The organism is Lysinibacillus sp. BSL11 (genome assembly GCF_052928325.1).
The window spans coordinates 54706-77151 of the sequence record NZ_JAVGCX010000003.1 but is presented as its reverse complement, the minus strand read 5'-3'; the positions used below and the strand labels follow the sequence as shown (position 1 = coordinate 77151).

Annotated in this window: 22 protein-coding genes; 1 reads left to right on the top strand and 21 read right to left on the bottom strand. The window is 36.8% G+C overall.

Going from position 1 to position 22446, the window contains the following annotated elements; translation table 11 throughout:
* Window positions 1–734 precede the first annotated feature (734 nt).
* From RCJ95_RS04660 to RCJ95_RS04590, 15 genes are all read right to left on the bottom strand, one after another.
* Entirely contained in the window at window positions 735–1277 is a 543-nt protein-coding gene (locus RCJ95_RS04660) for an acyltransferase (protein ID WP_257520510.1), read from the bottom strand.
* 5 nt (window positions 1278–1282) lie between these two features.
* The gene (ppaX, locus tag RCJ95_RS04655; protein WP_257520511.1) at window positions 1283–1924 is read right to left on the bottom strand and encodes a pyrophosphatase PpaX; all 642 of its coding nucleotides are present in this window, start codon (window positions 1922–1924) and stop codon (window positions 1283–1285) included.
* A 13-nt stretch (window positions 1925–1937) separates the two neighbouring features.
* Window positions 1938–2759 (bottom strand): prolipoprotein diacylglyceryl transferase, encoded by an 822-nt coding sequence (gene lgt / locus RCJ95_RS04650; RefSeq protein WP_221681169.1) that lies wholly within the window; start codon window positions 2757–2759, stop codon window positions 1938–1940.
* Window positions 2760–2802: 43 nt separating this feature from the next.
* Entirely contained in the window at window positions 2803–3738 is a 936-nt protein-coding gene (hprK, locus tag RCJ95_RS04645) for an HPr(Ser) kinase/phosphatase (protein WP_004227974.1), read from the bottom strand.
* 142 nt (window positions 3739–3880) lie between these two features.
* Window positions 3881–4204 (bottom strand): cytochrome c551, encoded by a 324-nt coding sequence (gene cccB, locus RCJ95_RS04640; protein WP_004227972.1) that lies wholly within the window; start codon window positions 4202–4204, stop codon window positions 3881–3883.
* Between the two features lie 48 nt (window positions 4205–4252).
* Entirely contained in the window at window positions 4253–5095 is an 843-nt protein-coding gene (locus tag RCJ95_RS04635) for a YitT family protein (RefSeq protein ID WP_221681168.1), read from the bottom strand.
* A gap of 162 nt (window positions 5096–5257) precedes the next feature.
* Window positions 5258–6487, bottom strand: coding sequence for an EAL and HDOD domain-containing protein (locus RCJ95_RS04630; RefSeq protein ID WP_221681167.1), 1230 nt, complete (start codon window positions 6485–6487; stop codon window positions 5258–5260).
* A gap of 166 nt (window positions 6488–6653) precedes the next feature.
* On the bottom strand, window positions 6654–7301 hold the full coding sequence (locus RCJ95_RS04625; protein ID WP_004227966.1) for a VTT domain-containing protein: 648 nt from the start codon (window positions 7299–7301) through the stop codon (window positions 6654–6656).
* A gap of 249 nt (window positions 7302–7550) precedes the next feature.
* Window positions 7551–9098, bottom strand: a complete 1548-nt coding sequence (locus RCJ95_RS04620) for a fatty acid--CoA ligase family protein (RefSeq protein ID WP_446721950.1) — start codon at window positions 9096–9098, stop codon at window positions 7551–7553.
* A gap of 142 nt (window positions 9099–9240) precedes the next feature.
* Entirely contained in the window at window positions 9241–11175 is a 1935-nt protein-coding gene (locus tag RCJ95_RS04615) for an FtsX-like permease family protein (RefSeq protein ID WP_221681165.1), read from the bottom strand.
* Entirely contained in the window at window positions 11147–11923 is a 777-nt protein-coding gene (locus RCJ95_RS04610) for an ABC transporter ATP-binding protein (protein WP_004230460.1), read from the bottom strand. The genes RCJ95_RS04615 and RCJ95_RS04610 overlap by 29 nt, the downstream gene beginning before the upstream one ends.
* 12 nt (window positions 11924–11935) lie before the next feature.
* The gene (locus tag RCJ95_RS04605) at window positions 11936–12361 is read right to left on the bottom strand and encodes a hypothetical protein (protein WP_274770157.1); all 426 of its coding nucleotides are present in this window, start codon (window positions 12359–12361) and stop codon (window positions 11936–11938) included.
* 11 nt (window positions 12362–12372) lie between these two features.
* Window positions 12373–13356, bottom strand: coding sequence for a sensor histidine kinase (locus RCJ95_RS04600; RefSeq protein WP_274770158.1), 984 nt, complete (start codon window positions 13354–13356; stop codon window positions 12373–12375).
* Complete coding sequence (locus tag RCJ95_RS04595; protein ID WP_004230457.1) at window positions 13356–14060, bottom strand: response regulator transcription factor; 705 nt, start codon at window positions 14058–14060, stop codon at window positions 13356–13358. The genes RCJ95_RS04600 and RCJ95_RS04595 overlap by 1 nt, the downstream gene beginning before the upstream one ends.
* 100 nt (window positions 14061–14160) lie before the next feature.
* Window positions 14161–15153 carry a lipoate--protein ligase gene (locus RCJ95_RS04590; RefSeq protein ID WP_048390817.1) on the bottom strand — a complete coding sequence of 331 codons (993 nt, stop codon included), beginning with the start codon at window positions 15151–15153 and terminating at the stop codon, window positions 14161–14163.
* Between the two features lie 144 nt (window positions 15154–15297).
* Here RCJ95_RS04590 and yhfH point away from each other — a divergent pair, with 144 nt between their 5' ends.
* Entirely contained in the window at window positions 15298–15423 is a 126-nt protein-coding gene (yhfH, locus tag RCJ95_RS04585) for a protein YhfH (RefSeq protein WP_004230455.1), read from the top strand.
* Window positions 15424–15829: 406 nt separating this feature from the next.
* Here yhfH and RCJ95_RS04580 read toward each other — a convergent pair whose 3' ends face one another.
* From RCJ95_RS04580 to RCJ95_RS04555, 6 genes are all read right to left on the bottom strand, one after another.
* Window positions 15830–18019: a YhgE/Pip domain-containing protein gene (locus RCJ95_RS04580; RefSeq protein ID WP_221681162.1), complete on the bottom strand. Its 2190-nt coding sequence runs from the start codon at window positions 18017–18019 to the stop codon at window positions 15830–15832.
* Window positions 18020–18156: 137 nt separating this feature from the next.
* Window positions 18157–18729: a TetR/AcrR family transcriptional regulator gene (locus tag RCJ95_RS04575; RefSeq protein WP_009373269.1), complete on the bottom strand. Its 573-nt coding sequence runs from the start codon at window positions 18727–18729 to the stop codon at window positions 18157–18159.
* A gap of 121 nt (window positions 18730–18850) precedes the next feature.
* A complete protein-coding gene (locus RCJ95_RS04570) occupies window positions 18851–19375 on the bottom strand; it encodes a FixH family protein (RefSeq protein ID WP_221681161.1) in 525 nt (174 codons plus the stop codon).
* Window positions 19376–19378: 3 nt separating this feature from the next.
* The gene (locus tag RCJ95_RS04565) at window positions 19379–20767 is read right to left on the bottom strand and encodes a sensor histidine kinase (protein WP_274770162.1); all 1389 of its coding nucleotides are present in this window, start codon (window positions 20765–20767) and stop codon (window positions 19379–19381) included.
* A complete protein-coding gene (locus RCJ95_RS04560) occupies window positions 20764–21447 on the bottom strand; it encodes a response regulator transcription factor (RefSeq protein ID WP_004230448.1) in 684 nt (227 codons plus the stop codon). The genes RCJ95_RS04565 and RCJ95_RS04560 overlap by 4 nt, the downstream gene beginning before the upstream one ends.
* A complete protein-coding gene (locus RCJ95_RS04555) occupies window positions 21447–22415 on the bottom strand; it encodes a YncE family protein (RefSeq protein ID WP_446721949.1) in 969 nt (322 codons plus the stop codon). The genes RCJ95_RS04560 and RCJ95_RS04555 overlap by 1 nt, the downstream gene beginning before the upstream one ends.
* Window positions 22416–22446: the final 31 nt, after the last annotated feature.

Here is a 22446-nt window from a genome sequence, read left to right as displayed (position 1 = left end):
TCTTTAAAAACTTATTATTCTGTTAATTATACACATTGAATTGAAAAGATTTGCAAAAAAAGCATGACTCATTTTACTTAAAATTTGACAAAATACTTTAGTGAGAACGAGAGTATGTCTAAATTGTGACAAATCAATTTTTAATAACTTAAAGTATTCGCTAAAAATTGATAATGATTCTCTCCTAACAAATCATTGTTAAAAATAAAGAGTTTTCACTAGAGTATTCTCAATACCAATAATTATATTTATACAATCATTTTTAACCAACCACTTAAAATGAATCTCAATCTCATTATCATCAAGAATGCTTTTATATCAATTTTTTTATTGATTATTACTCTCATTCTATTTTTCTTTTCACACTCCAAAAAAACTAATATAGAATAGCATTAATAACAAAAAGAACCATATACATTACACATTGGAGGGATTTATTATGGCATGTCCATTCGTACAACTTAGTGAGCAAATGATCGTTAGTATTTGTAAAGGCTAGTTTTATCCTGGTGACAAGGTAACACTTCACACAACTGAAGACATTGATGGGACTGCAATTAAATCAACTTTTGTTGAAACAACTTGCCTAGGTGATCATGACACATGTGAATTCAAATCAGATTATGACGCAGTTCTTGCTTAAACAGTAAAAGCTACTCCAAAACTAGTGTTTTTTGGAGTAGCTTTATATGCAAAAAACTCACGAAGTATATCTCTATACTACGGGAGTTTTTTTATTTCTTTGGTGGACACCACTCTACAGCCTCATTACGTTTGCGCTCTGTCATTTGTGCAGCAGTATAAATTATTCGCATTGGATTACCCCCTGCTAAACAGCCTGCTGGCACATCCTTATGGACAAGAGTAGCTGCTGAAACAATGGCACCATCACCGATTGTTACACCTGGTAAAATGGTTGTATTTGCCCCTATCATTACTTCATTTCCGATATGAACATCACCTAAGCGATATTCCTCTATTAAATATTCATGCGCTAAAATGGTTGTATTAAAACCAATCACCGTATTGTCTCCAATGAAAATACGTTCAGGAAACATGGTATCTGGCATGACCATTAAGGCTAATGACGTTTGCTTACCAATAGTCATGTTTAAAAAAGTACGATATAGCCAGTTTTTCACACGTAAAAATGGTGTGAAGCGTCCGATTTGAATGACAATGAAACACTTCATCACCTTCCAAAAGGACACCGTGTCATATATATTCCAAAGTGAATTGGCTCCTTCGACACGATAACGTTCTGTTTTACGCGCCATCTACCTTACCCCTCTTTCACAATATCAAATAAATCTGACATATGCTGCAACATATATTCTGGTTGATACTGCTGTAAGTAAGCCTCTCCCTTAATTGCCCAAGCAACACCTGCTGCTCTAACACCAGCACGATGTCCAGCTTCAATATCGTGCGAATTATCACCAATCATAATCGCATAGTTTTTTTCTATCCCTAATCGTTCCAACGCAAGCAATACTGGCTCTGGATCAGGCTTCACATTGTTCACATCATCTGTACCAATACGCACATCAAATAGATGCGTTGCACCAAGAATAGCAAGTCCACGATCGATTGTCTCATTACGTTTCGTCGAAACAATAGCCAATTTTATACCTTGAGCTTTTAACTGCTCTAGAGTCGACACAACATCAGGATATTGGCTGACTAGGTCATCATGGTGTGCAATATTCCAAGCGCGATACCTCTCTATCAAATCGTCTTCTTCACCTGGTGCAATGTCATTAAATGTCTGTTTCAATGATGGACCAATGAATTTCAGGCAATCTTTTGGCGAATATTGCCCGGGAAATCGCTCATTTAATACATGCATAAATGTTTGAATGATTAAATCATTTGTATTTAGTAAAGTCCCATCAAAATCAAATAGTAGTGCCTTAACAGCCATCTTTTACAACCCCTTATTTATTATCCAAGTATTTTACGGCTGGTTTTACCTTTATTCTACGATAAATAATTGCACCTAGACCAACTACAATACCAATAATGGATACAACCTGTGCTGAACGTAAATCTCCCACTAAGTAAAGGCTATCTGTGCGCATTCCTTCGATATAGAAACGACCAATTGAATACCAAATTAAATAGCTAAAGAATATTTCTCCTCGATGTAAGTTCACTTTACGCAAAGCTAATAAAATAATAAGCCCAACTAGGTTCCAAATCGATTCATATAAAAAAGTGGGATGAACATATGAACCTAATTCTTCAATATACATTTGATTAATAATCCAGTCTGGGAGCATTAGGTTTTCTAAAAATGCTTTCGATACCTCGCCACCATAAGCCTCTTGGTTCATAAAGTTGCCCCATCGACCAATAATTTGCCCGATTAAAATACTAGGTGCTGCAATATCTGCTACTCGTAAAAAGCTTACATTTTTTATACGAGTATATATGTAAGCTGTGACAAATGCCCCGATGAGTGCACCATGGATGGCAATACCACCATTCCATATCTCTATGATTTTGCCTGGATTTTCGCTATAGTAATCCCATCGCATTGACACATAGTAAATACGTGCACAGATAATAGATATAGGAACTGCCCATAATAATAAATCTGCAAGAAAGTCTTCAGGCAAACCTCTCTTAACTGCCTCTCTTTGCCCTACAACATAGGCTAAAATGATTCCCGACACAATCAGCAATCCATACCAACGAACTGGAATTGGTCCTAAATGAAAGGCAATCGGGTCAATTTGCAATAGTAATAAATCCATCTTCTACTCCTCTCAATATGTCATGAACAATGTTGTTCGCTTTTTAATCGTCTAACACATCATTTGATGAAATTACTTCATCTAAACGTCTTGAAAATTCCTCTGCCGCATTGACGCCCATTTTCTTTAAACGATAGTTCATCGCTGCCACTTCAATAATAACGGAGACATTGCGTCCAGGTCTTACTGGAATTGTTAGTTTTGTTAGTTCCGTGTCAATTATTTTCATTTTTTCTTCTTCTAAGCCCAATCGATCATAAACTTTTTGTGGATCCCATATTTCGAGCTCAATGATGAGGGTAATACGTTTATAGGGGCGTACTGCACTTGCACCAAAGAGTGTCATAATGTCAATAATGCCAATGCCTCGTATTTCCAATAAGTGCTCTAACAAAGGTGGAGGGCTTCCGATTAATAGGTTTTCTGATTCTTGACGAATTTCAACACAATCATCAGCAACTAAACGATGACCCTTTTTTACAAGCTCAAGTGCTGTTTCACTTTTACCTACGCCGCTTTTACCGATTATAAGCACTCCAATGCCATACACATCGACAAGTACTCCGTGTGCTGCTGTCATTGGAGCTAAGCGCCCCTCTAAGTAGTTCGTCAATCTACTCGAAAATTTGGTTGTTGTCATATGTGTTTTAAACACAGGTACATGCTTTTCGTTTGAGGCCTGAATAAGCTCCTCTGGTACTTCTAAATCTCTAGAAATAATAATAGCAGGTGTATCCTGTGAACAAAGTAAACGCATACGCTCAAGCTTAACATCTGCTGGGAGCATTTCAAAAAAGGAAAGTTCAGTCTTGCCAAGCAATTGTACTCGATTTGCTGGATAATGAGTAAAGTATCCTGCCATTTCAAGCCCTGGTCTTGAGATATCACTTGTCACAATTGTCCTGCCTATTCCTTCTTCACCAGCTAATAACTCTAATTTAAATTTCTCCATAACATCTCTTGTTAATACTACGACCAATGAAAAAGCCTCCAATCAATGGATAAGGTTCATCTTATTTTAGCATGTCTATGTGTAAAAGAAATGTATTTACTCTCAATACAGCGTTTACTTGCACTAAAAAAACTAGCGGCTCTCCAGCCCGCTAGTTTTTAAAAAGCAATTATTTTTGCGTTGCTAACCATTTAGCAACAGCTTCAGCATCTGCACCTTTTACTAGTCCTGCAGGCATGCCGTTTTTACCATTATTTATAATATCTAAAATTTCTGATTCAGACAAACGTGAACCTACATCATTTAATGCTGGACCATTTGCACCTTGTAGCTCGCCACCATGACAAGTAACACAAGATTTCATCGCTATTGCTTCGCCATCTGGCTCTGTAGCACTTTCATTACCATTATTAGATGCAGTTTTATCTCCGCCGCCACATGCAGCTAAGAAGATTGCTGATCCGAACACTAATGTTAACATTGCTTTTTTCATTAGTACCCCTCCTCGTAATAAATACCTTACGCCGCCATTATACCAAAATTATGCACGTTTGAAACCTTCTCCTAATACCTCATATGCATCAGAAACGATAACAAACGCTGATGGGTCAACGCTTTTAATGAGTTGTTTCAGCTTTGTGAATTCTGTTTGATAAACAACAACCATTAGAACTGGTCGTGCTTCTCCTGTATATCCTCCAATTGCTGGTAACTTCGTTACACCACGATTAATTTCAGCATAAATGGCTTCCCTTACCTCATCTTGTTTCAATGTAATGATATAGACCATTTTAGACTGACTAAAACCTAGCTGAATAATATCAATCGTTTTTGTGGTAACATAAAGTCCAATCAGAGCATACAAACCTTTTTCTAAGTCAAAAACAATTGCTGCACTAATTGCGATAACGCCATCTATTAACAGCACACTTGTTCCAAGCGACAATCCTGTAAACTTCGTAATGATTTGCGCCAGTAAATCAGTGCCACCAGTTGAAGCATTCCCCTTAAAGACCAGTCCTATTCCTAGACCAACAATAATTCCACCAAAAAGAGCACCCAATAAAGGATTATCAGTCCAGGGCTCCCAGCTATTTGTCAATAAGACGATAAAAGGTAATGTGATTGTCCCAATAAAGGATTTTATTCCAAATTTTTTGCCCAGTAATAAAACACCAGCAATAAAAAGCGGAATGTTAAATGCATATTGAACAATTCCCGGATTCCAACCAAATAAACCATGCAAAATTGTACTTATTCCACTTACCCCACCTGAAGCGACTTGATTTGGTAATAAAAAGACATTAAAACCAATAGCAATTATTGCCGCTCCTACAATGACATACACATACTCCACAATGCTATCTCTCACATCATGTTTCATTTCCCCACGCCCACTTCAACTATCAGAATTTTTTTAAGACGAGATGATTATAGCAAATACTTTTAGCATTGAGAACTTCATCATGATGAAGGGATACTATAGTGAGGAAATATAAAAGAAGCTATCTTACATGAATCAATAAGATAGCTTTTGTTGATTGGTTTAAAATGATTTTTCTGCCCATTCGATGGCTTCATAATATAAAAGATCAATGTCAACTAACTGTATATTCAACTGTACAGCTAGCTCTTCTAATCGCGGCCAATCAAGTTTACTTAACGCAATACTAAACTCCAAATAAGGAGTCATTTCCGTTTCAAAGCCTAAAATGGTATTCGTAATATCTTCTGAGAATGGTAGTTGCTGTAAAATAACATTCATCGGTCTTTGAAGTAATGTGTCAATTAGAGAAAACATGCCGACTAAAAAATATTCTGAGAAATTCTTTTTATAAGCAAGCTTAGCTAGTTTTTCACAAACCTTAGCTCGGAATAAAGACGTACACATCACTTCTTTAAAAAGATCGGAATCAGCATCAATATCAATTTCACGCATGGCCAATAAATAAATCCATTTTCGTAAATTCGATACGCCCAATAACACAATCGCCTGCTTGATGGAGCGCACTTTAGATTTAGAACGTTTAGATGAGTTATTAATCATTTGCAATAATTTGTATGTCAATGAAATATCTCGTTCAATATTTTCTGCTAGCAAATGAATATTTGGTTCTTCCTCTTTTAGTAGGGAGATAATGTGAATATATTGAATCGCATTTGCTGGAATGTCTGTTGCTCGTATTATTTGCGGTTGTTCAAAAAAATAACCTTGAAATAACACATAGCCTGAGGACTTAGCGACTTCAAATTGATGACGCGTCTCTACCTTTTCAGCAAGCAACTGAATATGTGGAAATTTCTCCTTAACTTTATTTTCGATTTCCATTCTTTTTACGATGGAAGAAGCTAAAAAATCCACCTTTATATAATCAATTTGTTCAAATAATTCATCATAAACTTTCACTTGATCATCCATCATAAAATCATCCAAGGCAATTTGAAACCCTTGTTTTTTTAGCTCAATTACACGCTCCACTAATTGAGAGGTAAGTGGAACATCCTCTAATATCTCAATCACTACCTGTGAGGGATTTAAAAATTCATGTATAGAGCTCATCAATAAGTTTTCAGTAAAATTAACAAATCCAGGTTTCCCTTTCGTTACCTCTTCAAAACCAATTGAAAGAAATGAGTTCACAAGTACATCAATCGTTGCTGCATCTGAATCGACCATCGGAAAGGCATTTACGTTTTTGCTACGGTATAACAATTCATATGCAACGACTTGCTCATGAAGATTAAATATAGGCTGTCTGCCAATGAATACTTCCATTCCATTGCCCCCCATTTCTCCATTTTCTAGTAATTTATAGTATAACATTTTTTACGACCTGATGCTTATACTTCAAGCTAAACTTAACATGCCAACTTGGCTTTTTCAGCCAATAAAAAAGAAAGGACAGTCCCCGTGATGATGAATCACTTAAGGACTGTCCATATTATTTACCTACTTTGGATTTTATTGCACCGATCACTGCTGGCACAACGGATATAATGATAATCAAAATTAGGACAACTGAGAAGTTATCTTTAATAATTGGAATATTCCCAAAGAAGTAACCTAATAATGTACAACTGAATACCCATAAAATTGCACCAAAAATATTATAAAATAAGAAATAACTATATTTCATTTTACTTGCACCCGCCACAAACGGGATAAATGTACGAATAAATGGCATGAAACGTGCGATTACGATCGTTTTCCCACCATGTGTATTAAAGAATTTTTCAGCTGCTTCCATACGCTCTTTTTTAACAACTCTACCGAGGAGGCTCTTTGGCGGAATAGATGTCCCTACCTTATGACCAATATGATAGTTCATCGTATCGCCCAAAATAGCTGCTGCTAAAAATACAGGGATTAAAATCCACATATCGAATGCGCCCATTGCCGCAGCTAATGTTCCACTTGCAAATAACAAGGAATCACCAGGTAAGAATGGGAAAATAACAACCCCTGTTTCTACAAAAACTATCGCAAATAAAATAAGATAGCTCCAATTGCCAAAATCACGAATAATTTCTTCTAAATGCACATCGATATGCACAATAAAACTTATTAACTCCTTAATGAGTTCTAACATGTTTTTGTATGCTCTCTTTCAATAGTATTTTTACCTAAAAGTTTTGACGTGGCTTCACCTCAAAGGGTTCCAGTTTTGTACGTCTTTTTACATTACTTCCTCACTATATGACAAGCTATTGAAAAGTATGTAGAAGATTTCACAAGTTTGATTTTATCACTTACAGACATCTACTCTCAACTGATTTTACTATTATACGAATAATGTACAAAAAAAGAGCTACCATTTTTCAATAGTAGCTTTTCTCGTTTAAACTTTTTCTTTTAATGAGCGTCTTAATATTTTTCCTGTTGTGTTTTTTGGTAGTTCATCCAGTATTTCAATTACTTTCGGAACCTTATACTTCACCATATGTTTAGCACAATAGGATAGTAGATCATCTGTTGTAGTAGCAGCTACTTCTTTCAACACAACATAGGCATGTACCGCTTCCCCTAAGTTAGGGTCTGGGAAGCCTACCACCGCTGCCTCTACAATATTATTATGGGCAAACAGCACTTCCTCCACCTCACGAGGATAAACATTAAAGCCCCCTACAATAATCATATCCTTTTTACGATCGACAATGTAAAAATACCCTTCTTCATCTACCTTTGCCAAATCTCCTGTATAGAGCCAGCCGTCACGAATCGCCATCGCCGTTTCTTCAGGCATTTTATAGTATCCCTTCATCACGTTTGGACCACGTACAATTAGCTCTCCAACTTCGCCCACAGGTACTTCCTGACCATTAACATCGACCACTCTATTCTCGACATTGCTAATGGATGTTCCAATAGAGCCAGCTTTACGATCACGATCTAATGGGTTAAAACATGTAACGGGTGAAGCTTCAGATAAGCCATAGCCCTCTGACACTCGCACATTAAATTTCTGTTCGAAATTATGTAATAGCGCAACAGGCAAGGAGGCACCACCTGAAATAGCTAAACGAATTGTCGAGAAATCTTCAGGATTGCCTTCAGGTAATTGGTACAAGAAATTATACATAGTAGGAACACCAGCAAATACCGTTGCTTTTTGCTCTCGAGCTAAAGCGAAAATTTCGCTAGGGCTAAAGCGTGGTGCAAGTAAAACTGTTGCCCCACTTAATAAAGGCGCATTCACCACTACCGTTAAGGCAAATACATGGAAGACAGGTAGTGTCGCAATAACACGGTCCTCTGCATTAATGCCTAAATAATGCGCCACATCGCGTGCATTTGAGTAAACATTGCCATGTGTCAGCATGGCTCCCTTTGGACTACCTGTAGTTCCTGAAGTATATAAAATAATAGCATTGTCATCCTCTGCAACTTCAACAGGTTGTAAAGATTCAGTGGTTTTGGCGATTACATGTGTAAATAAATGTGTTTTTTCTTGTGCTTGTGGTGATAAAGCTGCCACTTTTTCCGCTATATCTGGTGTGGTTTCACAAACTATAAATGTTTTTACTTGTGGAAATGCTTGTACACCTTTTTCAACCAATGGTAGCAACATATCCAGAGCAATGACTGCTTTTACATCTCCATTATGCAAAATGTAAGAAATTTCATCCGGTGTATAGATTGGATTAACAGGTATTGCTGTTGCCCCTAAGCGCATTGTTGCATAGAGGGCAATTAAGTAGTGTGGCGTGTTGCCGAGTAAAAACGCCACATGATCCCCTTTTTCAACGCCTAAATCTTGTAATCCCTTTGCAAAGCGGCCAACTGTATGCTCAAATTCCCCGTAAGTCGTATCTTTCCCCATAAAATGATACGCCACTTTTTCAGATTGTTCTGTTGCCTGTTGACGAACACGTGAAACTAAATTCAATTACACCATCCCCTTATCGTATAAAATGAATCGTTATTCAGTAATATTATATAAGAAATATATCTAAAAAACAATGAGTCTTTTTATCTCATGTCATAAATTACGTTAAATAATTCATTTTTTTCTCTTTTAAACCATTACTTCATGAGCGAATATGGGAGATATAGCGCCATCGAATTAAATAAAAATAAACCACTTGTATTAATACAAAAAAGCCAAAAGCAAAGAATACTTCTTTTACAATCGATATATTCGCAATGTCCCTTAAAATACCCTGAACCATTAGAAAAGCAAAGGCACTATGCATCATCGCAACACCCCAAGGTAAGAAGAATTGGGGAAACAAATGCCGATTAACCAGCTTTTTTAACTCCGTATCTGTTAAACCCATACGTTTTAATACATCAAATTTACGCTTTTCACGTTCGAGGGATGTATGCAATTTAAAATAGATAAAGCTTCCAGCCGCAAGTAAAAATACAGTGGCTACCAAGACACCCACTAATGTAAATAATGAGTAGGTAGCTAGTATATAAGAATAATTTAATCCTGCATTTTCAAAGTAAAAAGGGCTAAACTTATCCTTTTTAATAAAATATAAATTGGATTCTAGATGATCGATATCCTTACCGATATCCTTCGTTTCCATCCATTGAGGAATAACAAATGTAAATAGATGATAGCTTGGTTGAATAATGTCTTGATCAGAAATCGGATGAATAAGCTTCGCAAAGTCTTCATCACTAATGACAATCGAATTGACACTGACAATCGAGCCTGGAAACACTATTTTTGGATAGACACTATCAATAGTGAGCGGTATATTGTTTTCTTCTAAAACAGTATGCACAACTCGATCTTTTAACTTTTTTAGGGAATCCTCCGAATAAGGAATAAATACTGCCTCTCCTGCTTCCAGATTTAATAATGGATAACTGTAGGAAGAAAGCAGAACATTCATATCGGACTCTCGAAAAACCTCCACTTCATTTCGAGTGAAAGAGGAGGTTTGCTTCACAACAATAAAACGGGATAGCTGATAAGATAAACCTTTCTCTTCTAATTGCAGCCTTAAAGAATTGATATGTTCCCGTTCATATGGATTATCGACATCCCCTTTATAAACCAGCCCGAGTGGATTTAATCGATCATATTGCGTTGTGTAGGAGGACATCGTTGCTAAAACACCAACAGATAAAAATGCAAGCGTCGATACCATCGTCACAACGAAAAACATTTTCACGTTATCCATCATTATATGCGTTTGTTCTGCTAGCGATAGTAGACGGTAGCGTTGCCAATGATATTTGCGTTTCCCACGTGCTAAATCTAAAAAACAAGGCACAGAATCACTGAAAAAATAATAGGTGCCAAATGTTGCGGAAAATGGTATTAATAGCGTTAGCCCGATTAGTGATGTATGTCCGACAACAAACGCGAGAATATACGTTGTTACAATTAAAGCAATACCATAGAAAGCTCGTATTTTGGAATACGTTGTTAAGCTATTTAAATAATCACTGCCTTTTATAAGATCTCGTAATTTTCTCTCTCGTGTAAAATACACACTAATAAAAGAAATAACGAAAAATGCACTTGTGAAAACACCAATCGTTAATAAAAATGGCTCCCATGAAATATAGAGTGGTAAATCTTCTAAATGTAAAATTTCCCGCACAATCATAAAAAAGAATTTTGAAAAGGAGAAGCCAAAGACAATCCCTACAATAATGGAGCCTGTTCCAATAATCATTGTCTCTAAAAAGACAAGTCTATTCATCTGACGTTTTTCCATTCCCAAATGCAATAAAATAGCAAATTCATGTGATCTGGCTTCTAAAAAGGCACTCATGGAATAATATAAAAAGAATAATGTAAACAGGACGAGAACAATTTCAGCCCCCACCATCCCAATGAGAGACATCTCCCCTAATATCCCACGTTCAATATCAGGGTGAAACATCAACATGGAATAGATAAAAAATACAGCCACAGAAAAAAAGCTTGCCATGAAAAAGGCGCCATATATCCGGCTGTTCCGCACGACATTACGGTAAGCGAATTGTCGAAAGGTCACCTACTTGCCCTCCTCCTAGTAAGCTCAAAACATTTAAAATACGTTGGAAAAACATCTGACGGCGGTCATCTCGATAAATTTCATTAAAAAATTCACCATCTTTAATGAATAACACTCGATCACAATAACTTGCTGCAATTGGATCATGCGTGACCATTACGATTGTCGTTTGTTTATCCTGATTCACTTTTGTTAATAGTTCAAGCACATCACGTGAAGAATTTGAATCTAAATTACCTGTTGGCTCGTCCGCTAAAATGAGACTAGGATTATGAATAAGCGCACGACCAATTGCCGTTCTTTGTGCCTGTCCTCCAGATATTTCATTTGGACGTTTATGAAGGAAAGAAGTTAAATCTAGCTTTTCTACAATACTTGCCAGACGCTCCTCCATTACCTCTAGCGGCTGTTGATCTAATGTTAAGGGCAACACGATATTTTCCTCGACCGTCAGCATATGCAAAAGATTGAAATCCTGAAACACAAAGCCAAGCTGTCTTCTTCTAAAATAGGCAAGCTCTGTTGCATTCAATTTATGTGGATTCATTCCATCTAAAATGATTTCTCCACTAGTTGGTTCATCGATGGTCGAAATAATATTCAGTAATGTCGTTTTACCGCTTCCTGAGGGCCCCATAACAGCTAAAAACTCGCCTTCTTCCACGTCAAAGCTCAATTGATTTAATGCACGATGCGTTACTTTACCTTCGTACACTTTTGTCACATCTTTAATTTGTAAAATAGGCATACTTCATTCACCTTATTTCTTCATTAATTCTAAGGATTGAGGTAAAAGCCACTGTAAAACGACCTCAAAACCAATGTGAAAATGAGGCTCTGTTAAAGCCAGTAATGACTCTTCCTCTACTAAACTAAAGCAATGCTCCCCAATAATCACATCCCAAGCATCCGTTTCTCCCTCTACGATTTCCCCACATACAGTATAATACCCACTATACATAATCTGTTGACCGTCTACAGGAAAAGCATTCAATAATGTTGGTTGCTGTAAGTTTAACCCAAGGCTCTTTGAAAAATGCAGTAGTTCTTCATCTAACTTTTCATTTGCCAGGATAAAATTTTGATAGGCTAATGGATCTCCCGCTTGCAGATGTGTCATATAAAGCGCATTTGTTTTCTCCTTATCAATCGTTAGTTTCCAATCTTCTATACGTACCTCTACCATCCTAGTGCCCCCTAATTTGTAAATGTTACTGTCACAATCGTCCCTTTTCCTACCTCTGATGTAATAGCCAGCTCATGCCCTAGCTTTTCACAGATTTCTTTGGCTAAATAAAGGCCCATTCCAGTTGATTCACCTGTTTTTCGCCCATTTTCGCCAGTAAAAAAGGCTTTTGTAACACGAGAAAGATCGGAAGCTGGAATCCCAATACCCTCATCACAAATGGCAAGTTGTACATAGTCATCCTTTTCAATGGCAGAAATAACAATTTTTTTATTGGCTTCAAACGTGTATTTCACTGCATTGGTGATAAATTGTCCAAGAATGAAACGAAGCCATTTTGAATCACTGGCAACAATGAGATCGTCCTCAATATGAATTTCCGGGAAAACTCTTTTCGTAATAAATAAACGTTTATTTTCATTAACAGTTGCAGTTACAATACCTTTTAGCGCAACTCGCTCTACTTGCATATCATCCTCAAAATTTTCTAGGCGTGCATTAACAAGTACCATGTCCAATCCTCTACGCAAGCGATCGATTTCCTCCTGAACATTCTTTTTATCAAGAGGTCGGTCATCCTGTAATAATAATTCAATCACTGAAATAGGTGTTTTCATTTGATGGACCCACTGGTTCATAAATTGATCATGCCTTTTTTGACTTGCATATAAAGCATGCAACTCATGTTGATAAAGTCGATACAATTCATGCATATACTTCTCGGTTTGCATAGCTTCTGGCGTTTTTGCGTTTTTTTGTAGCACATCCTCCATTCCTGTTGGAAGCTGAGTTATCTTCAATAAGTAGCGTTGCCGCATTAAATAGCGGACAAGTAAAAAGGATGCTAATAGCACAAGGCTAATACAAAAGGAATAAATAGCCGTATCAATATTTCGGAAACCGTCTAATGCATAGATAACCATGATGAACCCAACTAATAAGAGCTGGAACACAATAAATGATGCATAATCACGTAAAAAAAGCTTCCAGCCCACTATAGCTCACCTGCACTTAATATGAATCGATAGCCTGCACCACGTACCGTTTCGATTGTTGACGATATATGATAATCCGCTAACTTTTTTCGAACTCTGGTCATATTCACGTTCAAAGTGTTTTCATCGACAAATGCTTGATCGTCCCAAAGCTCCTCTAACAATTGCTCACGTGAAACGACTTTCGGTGCATTGCCCATCAGTAGCTCTAAGATGATACATTCTTTTTTCTGAAGTGGAATTTCTAAATCATTTTTATGTAGCTCCATTCTTTCTAAATGAAGTACAAGCTGTCCTTGCTTGATTGTCCGTTCTTCTTGCCTTGCTGCATATTCACCATATGTACGGCGTAGATGACTACGGATTTTAGCCAACACAATTTCGTAGTTAAAAGGCTTTGTAATAAAATCGTCGCCCCCATTTTCAAGTGCAAAGATTTGGTCCATTTCTCCTGAGCGTGCAGAAATGAAAATTATCGGACATGTTGTATGCTGACGTAGCTGGCGACACCAATAATAGCCATCGTAAGCGGGTAAATTTATATCAAGCAGCACCATATGTGGATTAAATGCTGTAAATTCTTCTATAAGATGATCAAATTCTTGAATTGTTGCAACTTCGTATTGATATTTTCTAAGCGTTTCCGCTAGTAATGATGCAATCTTAACATCATCTTCAACTATGAATATTCGATGCTTTTCCATATCAACACTCCTTTCTTTCTATATTGTATCAAAAAAAGGTTCGACGACATAATTGTCAGCGAACCTTTAGGCTAAAACATTACATGAAACCGTATTTTCCTTAATAAATTAATTGTAAAAAGTCCTCAGTTGAAATTCCACCAAAATATGTAGGGATATCAATGTCTGCTAATGCCTTAGCAATAGCCGCTCTGTCATAGTTTGTCCCAACTAAGCGCTGTTCTATATCAGCCATATCACCGACACCAAAGAAATCTCCAAAAATATGCACTTCTTCCATCACACCATGATTTACTTCTAGACGAATATCAATGCCTCCTGTTGGGAATCGATGTGTTTTTTGAATATTAAAGCGTGGTGATTTTCCAAAATTCCACTCCCATGTTTGATAGCGTTCCTCTGATAGCTTGTGGATATTCGCCCAATCATCTTCAGTTAGCTCATAATAACGAATGTTTTCTTCCCCGCCAAAAATGGATTTCAAAATTTCAAGACGGAATTCCTCAACTGTCATTTGCTCTTTTAAAAACTCTGAAATGTTTGCTACTCGTGAGCGAATCGATTTAATACCTTTTGATTCGATTTTATCTTTTTTGACCTTTAAAGCAGAGACAACCGCATCAATTTCTGTATCAAACATCAATGTACCATGGCTGAACATACGTCCTTTTGTAGAGAACTGAGCATTTCCTGAAACTTTACGTCCCTCTGCTAGTATATCATTGCGTCCTGAGAGCTCTGCATTCACACCCATTTTTGCTAGAGCGTCAACAACTGGTTGTGTGAATTTTTTATAGTTCATAAAGCTATCGCCATCATCATTGGTAATAAAGCTGAAGTTAAGATTGCCTAAATCATGATAAACAGCACCACCACCTGAAAGACGGCGCACAACAATAATGCCATTGTCCTCTACATAGTCTGTATTGATTTCTTCAATCGTATTTTGGTTTTTACCGATGATGATAGACGGTTGATTAATGTAGAAAAGGAGCACTGGCTCTTTCTCAACGTCCATTGTTTTTAACAAATACTCCTCAATAGCAAGATTAATACGTGGATCATGGATCCCTTTATTATCAACGAAAATCATAGTTCACGTTTCCTCCTTCACAAAATATCCATATTTATTTTACCGTAAATTAGGCATTTTGTGTTGACGAAAAGCATCTGTTATAATACACTAGAAAATATCAAAACAGTAATAGTACAGATGAACTTAAAGGAGGAGTCCACAATGTTAGAAAACGTAGTTGAATTTTTCAAGAATTTACCTGCTAAGCAATGTACTGAGTGCGGTGAAAAAATGGAAGAACAAAGCGAATGCTACAGCAACACTTGTGAAAAATGTAACCACCTATAAGCATTTGCCTATTCTGATATAGTCATATACGTGCCCCACACGTAGCAATCATGACACCCTTCATCATATTTTGATGAACCCTTAATTAAATCTCTTACACTTACAAAAAACAACAGCTGATACGCTCATATCAGCTGTTGTTTTTTATTGTTGAAAAAAGACAATCACTAGCAGAGAAAGACCGTTTGACAAGGAAAGGGGATTTCTGTTCTGCCAGCGTCCAGAGGGAGCAGCTCGCTACTCGCCCACTGAAAAGTAAATAGCCTTCAATGCAAATTCAAACTCTTTTTTCATAAAATTTCTATAGATCGCTTTGTTTTTATTTATGTCTTTTGAGGCGGAAGAATTATTACATAACCCCTATGAACAACAAAGCACTCACCTACATTGGGTGAGTGCTTCATGATTAGTTTTCTTCAGCTACTTTAGAGTAACGTTTATTGTGCAGTAGCATGAAGTAACCAAATGTGATTGCTAAGAATGCTACTAAGAAACCAGCTAGAACACCATAGTTTTGCATTAAGAATGATGTATCACCAGTAGAAATACTGGATTTAAATGCTTGAACTGTATATGTCATCGGTAATAGCTTGTTAAATACTTGTAATGGTGAAGGTATTAATTCTAATGGGAATGTACCTGCACTTGTTGTTAATTGTAAAATTAGTACAACTATTGCCATGAAACGACCAGGGTCACCAAAGATCGAAACAAGCATTTGAATTAAGGCTAAAAATACATAGCTTGTTAATAAGGCTGTTAAAATAAAGTAGCCCATGTTATTCACTTCGAGTCCTAGACCCCATTTGACAATAACTACTGTTAGTAATGTTTGCACTAAACCTACGACTGCTAGTACAGTCACTTTACTTGTAAACCAAGATGCCCCGTTTTTAGGACGAATAGCAGGCTCAACAAGTGGGAACACAATTGAAATTAATAATGCACCTACGAATAAACCTAGAGAAATAAAGTACGGTGCAAAACCTGTACCATAGTTAGGAACATGGTTTACAGACTCTTTTTCAACTTCAACTGGACTACCTACCATATCATACGTGTCTTGATTTGCTTTGACTTCATTTGCTTTTTCACTAGCCTCACCTAATTTACCAGATAAAGTAGCTGTACCATCTGCAAGCTCTGTAGAACCATCTGCAAGTGTTGCAGATCCTTGTGCTAGCTCACCAGATTTTGAAGCAAGTGTCGAAGTACCTTGATTTAATGTTGTTGTACCATTCGCTAATTCATTTAATCCAGATGCTAATGTTTTTGAACCTGTTACAGCTGTATTCACACCTGCATGTAGTTCACCTAATTTTGCAGCTAATGTAGCATTACCTGCTTGTAGACCTTTTGCACCCTCCAATAAAGCATTACTTTTAGCTGTTAATGCATTCGCACCAGCTAGCACTTCTGCTTGACCTGCTGCAATTTGAGTTGCACCAGAGCTTACTTGATTGGCACCAGCTTGTAATTTTTCTGTACCAGCTGATAAAGATGTTAAACCGTTATGCACACTAGCACTACCTGCCTGTAGTTCCGCTAATGTTTGTTTTAATGCTGCTGCTTGTTCTTCAGGCATTGAAGCCATCATCGTTTGTAATTGATTTGATAGGGCTGTAATGCCTGCCTCTACTTTTGCAGATCCCGCTGTTAATTGGGTTGCTGCACCATTCAATGCACCAGCGTTCTCAGCAATAGATGCTGCACCTGCACTAATTTGCTGTTGTTTGTCGTTTAAAGTGTTTAAACCAGCACCAACTTTTGCAACACCTTGTGTATATTGTGATATCCCCTGTTCAAGGCTCGTTGCTCCATTTGCAGCTTGCTGTGCACCTTGTTGTAATTGAACAGTACCATCTTGTAGTTTGACTAAACCACTAGATAAGTCATTCGCGCCTTTTGCGGCATCTCCCGCACCTTTTGTTAATTTATCAGTACCATTTGATAGTTCAACTGTGCTCGATGCTAGTTGCTCCAAATATCCTTTTAAATCTTTTGCACCATCCGCTACTTTTTGTGCACCCTCATCTAGCTTATTTGAGCCATCTGCTGCTTCTGTAAAGCCATCACCAAGTGTTGCAATTGAATCAAATAATTTTTCAGCATAAGTCGCTGATACTTGAGAATTTACTTCAGCGCGTACACGATCCATTGCTGTCTCACCTATTTGAGCACCAAGGAAGTTCAATCCCTCGTTTGGAATGTAGTTCATTACTAATTTAGATGGTTTGTCATCTAATAGTGTTGTTGCATGTTCAGAGAAATTTGTTGGAATTTCTAAAATCATATAATAGTCACGACTATTTAAGCCTTTTTCAGCTTCATCTTTTGAAACTTCTATAAAGTTAAATTGCTCGCTATCTATCAATTTATCGACCAAGGTATCCCCCAAGTCTAATTTAACGCCATCCATCTCAGCACCAGTATCCTCATTAACAACAGCTACTGGAAGATTAGGAAGCCCTGCATAAGGATCCCAAAACGCCCATAAAAACATACCCGCATACATTACTGGAATAAATAATACAGCAATGATTGAAACAAGCATTTTTCTTGTTTTAAAGATCTTCAGCCACTCAGCTTTAATCATATAATTTCCTCACTCCTAAACTATTTGACCGAAAACGTCATTTGGTCATTTTCATTCAAAAAAATAAGCAACCTCAATAATATTGCAAAAAGAGCACTTGATTCAATTCAATACTTATACAGCTGTATTTTGTCGAATCAAGTGAGAATCAAACCTCGAAAGATTGTTTCCTTAAAAAGATTAAGTATCTTTTCTTCAGGGATTACATCACCGTGTAACTCATGCCAATCGACAACAAAAGCAAGATATGCCTTCAGCAATAAGTAACTAACTAGCTCCGCATCACACTCTCTAATTTCACCTTTGTTAATACGTCGTTGTATTAATTCTGCGACATACGATAAGATTTCAGTCTCGATACGTAGTAGCACCTGTTTAACTGCTGGTGTTCGTAATTCTTTTTCTTCCTCGATTAGCTTTGCAAATAAAAGATGTTTTTCTCGGAACTGTAGCATTTTCATTAAAGCATTATGCGCATTATCCATAAAGCTTGCCGATGCATCCAACACTGCATCTGCTTCCGCTTTCATCTCTCGTACAAGTGACATTGCGATCTCTTGAAATAAAATTTCTTTATTTGCAAAGAATGTATAAATCGTACCTTTACCGACATTGGCAATTTTCGCCACTTGCTCCATTGTTGTTGCCTTGTAGCCAAACAATGTAAAAGATTTTGCAGCTGCTTCAAGAATTTCCTGCCTACGATCCATTAGTAACATCCTTTCTAGTTAGGTTATGTACATCTCTCGTACACTTTAATAAAAATGACCAGAAAACCATTTCGGTCATCTGGTCATTATCATATTCCTATTTCAAAAAAATTGCAAGCCTTTAATGATGATTTTTTTCATCTTTTTTCTCTTCCTCATGATCCATATCATTTGAAGAGTCATTATTATGATCCATCATGTTATTATCCATGCTGTTATTGGCTTTTTCATCTTCTGGGACAACCTTTGTCATATCAGGGCTTCCAGCAATAATTTGTTGCTTTGGCATATTATGAACACCGTTAGCTGTTGTATGTGCATACATATAATACACACCATCATGATCAAAAGTAGTCGTTGCTTTATAAACACCGTCTTGCTCTAATTTCCCATCAATCATTTGTCCTTCATCACGTTTTCCTGATTCCCAAACTTCAAATTCTACTACAGCATCATCGACATTTTTTCCACCTTGTTCAACATGTGCTGCAAGCTCAATCGTTTCATTGAGTGCTACTTCTTTTGGTGTTAAAATTTCAACTTCTGGGATCTGTGGTACTTCTGGTTCTGGCAATGCCTCTTTTTTTTCTCCACATCCTACTAATAATGTAGGGACTGCTATTAGCGCAAATAACCACTTTTTCATCTTTTAATCCTCCATTAATGGCAACCGTATCTTCACGGATGTGCCTTTTTCAACAACACTTTCAATTTCCAACGTTCCCTGTAACTGTTTTAATAACTGTTCAACAATCGATAAACCTAGTCCGCTACCACCGTCCGCACGACTTCGAGCTTTGTTAACACGATAAAATCGTTCAGTGACATGGGTTAAATCCTCCGCAGGAATACCAATTCCATAATCCCTAATGGTAATTTTTGCACTACCAGCCTTTTCAGCAGCAACAATTTCCACCTTAGAATTTTCATGCGAGTAATTAATCGCATTTTCAATAATGTTAATAAAAATTTGTTTTAATTTTACCTCATCCGCTTCAATAATTAGAGCATCATCTACATCTAAATATAAAGTTATGTTCTTTTTATTTGCTTGATGCGTTAAGATTTTTTGAACCTCTCGTAATGTTTCACCTAACGGAATTGGATATAAATCAATTTCAGTTTGTTCATTTTCTGTTCTTGCCAGTTGAAGTAATTCGTTTGTTAAGCGTTCCATGCGATTGGCCTCACGGACGATTAGCTGAATGGTTTCTTCTTTTTGACCTTCTGTGATGATACCATTTTGCATGGCTTCGCTATAGCCCTTTACATAGCTAATCGGTGTTCGTAATTCATGCGAGACTGTTGCCAAGAATGTTTTTTGTGCTTCATCCTCTTGCTGAATTGCCTCTGCCATCTTATTAAAGGTACTAGATAATTTACCGATTTCATCTCGTGAATTGACAGGTACACGAGTCTCATAATTCCCATAGGACATCTGCTCTACTGCAAGCTGTAAATCGTTTAATGGTCGCATAATATGTCGAATACCTTTATAAATTAAATAGCTAACAACTACTAAAAATATGAAGGCACTAATAAACAATAAAATAACGCCACTATTTGCCAACTCACTAATTTTGGCCAATGGGAAATAAATATAAATAATACCTTCTAATCGATTTTGATCAACAAGTGGTACAACCACCGAAATAAGTTGTCGATCAAAACGAGGCTCGTACCCAATTTTTTGCACATATTTTCCTGCTAATAACTTTTGTCTTTCCTCAGGACCAATCAATGTCTCATAATCGATATCAAATGGAACACAGGCGCTTAATTCACGAGGATTCCTTACCGCAAATATATTCAAATTGGAATAATCATTAAATTCTTCAATATCTGCAATAAATTCATCCGTTACCTTGCCATTGTCATACATTGTTTGTAGCTTCAAACCAACTTCGACCATTGTATCTTCTGTATCTTGTACATATAAACGTTGATATAAAAAATTTGTGAGAACATACATAAAGACGACAGTAATAATTAAAAAAGCAAAAATTAACAACCAAATGCGCGTGGCAATTTTTTTCATTCGCCAGGATCAAAGCGGTAGCCCACACCCCAAACGGTTTGAATATGCGAAGCCGCATCCTTTCCAAGCTTTATTCGTAAAGTTTTAATATGTGTATCTACCGTGCGTGTTCCACCAACATAATCAATATCCCAAATGCGTTCTAATAATTGCTCTCTCGAATAGGCGTTTCCTGGATTTTTCATAAATAAGTGTAAGAGTTCAAATTCCTTTAAAGTAAGTGGAATACTCTTTCCATCAACGGATACTTTTCGTGCTATTTCATCTATTTTAATAGAGCCAAAAATTACGTACTTTTGCTGTAGTTCTGTAATATTTGCACCACTTCGTCTTAATACAGCATAAATTCTGGCTACGAGTTCATCATGTGTAAATGGCTTAACAATATAATCATCTCCACCAAGTGTAAGACCTTTCACTTTATCCTCATTCGCATCACGTGCAGTTAAAAAAATAATCGGCACATTGGACATAGCCCGAATACTTTGACAAACAACAAAACCATCCTCATGTGGCATCATTACATCAAGTAATACTAAATCTATATTTTCACGCACTATTACGTCGTAAGCCTCAGTTCCACTAGCGGCAGTAAATGTCTCTATATCAGAGTTATTGAGCATCATTTCAATTAAATTACGCATATCCTGCTCATCATCAACTATTAATACAGTTGTCATCATTGATCCTCCCTTACTAACAGCTGAAAAGCACCTTTCCCTACATCAACTGTTTTTTCCTTCTGGCCATCTTTTATAAAATACAATGTGTGATCATCATAGCCAGCGACAACAATATAATCTTTAAATTGATCCACTACAAAGGGATTTGCCCCAACCTCTTGCTGCCACTTGATATGGCCATCAAAGTCAGCCACATATAACTCGTTGTGACCATGACTTACCACAAGAACGGCATCTTTGGTCTTTTTTAATCCTACTGGCATCAAAGGCATGTCAATCTCGCCATGCAGTTGACCTGTAGTCAAATCATATTTTTTAACAGAACTATTTGGCTTACTTCCTTCCCCATGACCGCCTACCCATAGCTCATGTGTTTCTTCTAGAACAGCTATTCCATGAGCAGATTTTTGAATTGGCCACTCTTGCTCAATCGTTAAATCCTTCATATTTAACACAGATAACTTTGTATCTTTAAAATTAATCACATATAGTTTATCCCTATACGATGTCATTGACATTGGATAATTGCCAAGTTGTTGTGAAGCTAGCTGATTGCCTTCTTGATCAAAGCTTGTCACTGTATTGGTTTTACTATTCGTGATAAAAAATTGCTTGATGTTGTCATCGTAGTATACATTGGTCGTACCAATCTCTACTTTTTTTGAATAGAGCTTTTCTCCGGTGGATATTGTATAGACATCGATGTTATTTAATTGGTGTCCATATAATAAAACTTGGTCATCTCCTAATAGTATGGCCCCTGAATAAGCCTTATCAAATAACCATGTCGCAAGCAAATTCCCATCCTCATCAATAAAATCTAATGATGGCTCTTGTATGTTTAATGAAGCTATAAAACTTCGTTCCCTTTCAATGGGTTCATATGACTTTTCAGCGCAACCCGCTAACCATATAATTTGTAGTAACGAAAAAATGAAGAATGCCCATTTTTTCAACTTTATCACCTCTGCCCCTTTACTATACTTCACAATTGTG

Coding starts and splice junctions, on each gene's coding strand:
- RCJ95_RS04660 (WP_257520510.1), bottom strand. CDS start 1,277: ATGGCGCGTAAAACAGAACGTTATCGTGTCGAAGGAGCCAATTCACTT.
- ppaX (WP_257520511.1), bottom strand. CDS start 1,924: ATGGCTGTTAAGGCACTACTATTTGATTTTGATGGGACTTTACTAAAT.
- lgt (WP_221681169.1), bottom strand. CDS start 2,759: ATGGATTTATTACTATTGCAAATTGACCCGATTGCCTTTCATTTAGGA.
- cccB (WP_004227972.1), bottom strand. CDS start 4,204: ATGAAAAAAGCAATGTTAACATTAGTGTTCGGATCAGCAATCTTCTTA.
- RCJ95_RS04635 (WP_221681168.1), bottom strand. CDS start 5,095: ATGAAACATGATGTGAGAGATAGCATTGTGGAGTATGTGTATGTCATT.
- RCJ95_RS04630 (WP_221681167.1), bottom strand. CDS start 6,487: ATGGAAGTATTCATTGGCAGACAGCCTATATTTAATCTTCATGAGCAA.
- RCJ95_RS04625 (WP_004227966.1), bottom strand. CDS start 7,301: ATGTTAGAACTCATTAAGGAGTTAATAAGTTTTATTGTGCATATCGAT.
- RCJ95_RS04610 (WP_004230460.1), bottom strand. CDS start 11,923: ATGCCTATTTTACAAATTAAAGATGTGACAAAAGTGTACGAAGGTAAA.
- RCJ95_RS04605 (WP_274770157.1), bottom strand. CDS start 12,361: ATGGTAGAGGTACGTATAGAAGATTGGAAACTAACGATTGATAAGGAG.
- RCJ95_RS04595 (WP_004230457.1), bottom strand. CDS start 14,060: ATGGAAAAGCATCGAATATTCATAGTTGAAGATGATGTTAAGATTGCA.
- RCJ95_RS04590 (WP_048390817.1), bottom strand. CDS start 15,153: ATGATTTTCGTTGATAATAAAGGGATCCATGATCCACGTATTAATCTT.
- yhfH (WP_004230455.1), top strand. CDS start 15,298: ATGTTAGAAAACGTAGTTGAATTTTTCAAGAATTTACCTGCTAAGCAA.
- RCJ95_RS04580 (WP_221681162.1), bottom strand. CDS start 18,019: ATGATTAAAGCTGAGTGGCTGAAGATCTTTAAAACAAGAAAAATGCTT.
- RCJ95_RS04575 (WP_009373269.1), bottom strand. CDS start 18,729: ATGGATCGTAGGCAGGAAATTCTTGAAGCAGCTGCAAAATCTTTTACA.
- RCJ95_RS04570 (WP_221681161.1), bottom strand. CDS start 19,375: ATGAAAAAGTGGTTATTTGCGCTAATAGCAGTCCCTACATTATTAGTA.
- RCJ95_RS04565 (WP_274770162.1), bottom strand. CDS start 20,767: ATGAAAAAAATTGCCACGCGCATTTGGTTGTTAATTTTTGCTTTTTTA.
- RCJ95_RS04560 (WP_004230448.1), bottom strand. CDS start 21,447: ATGACAACTGTATTAATAGTTGATGATGAGCAGGATATGCGTAATTTA.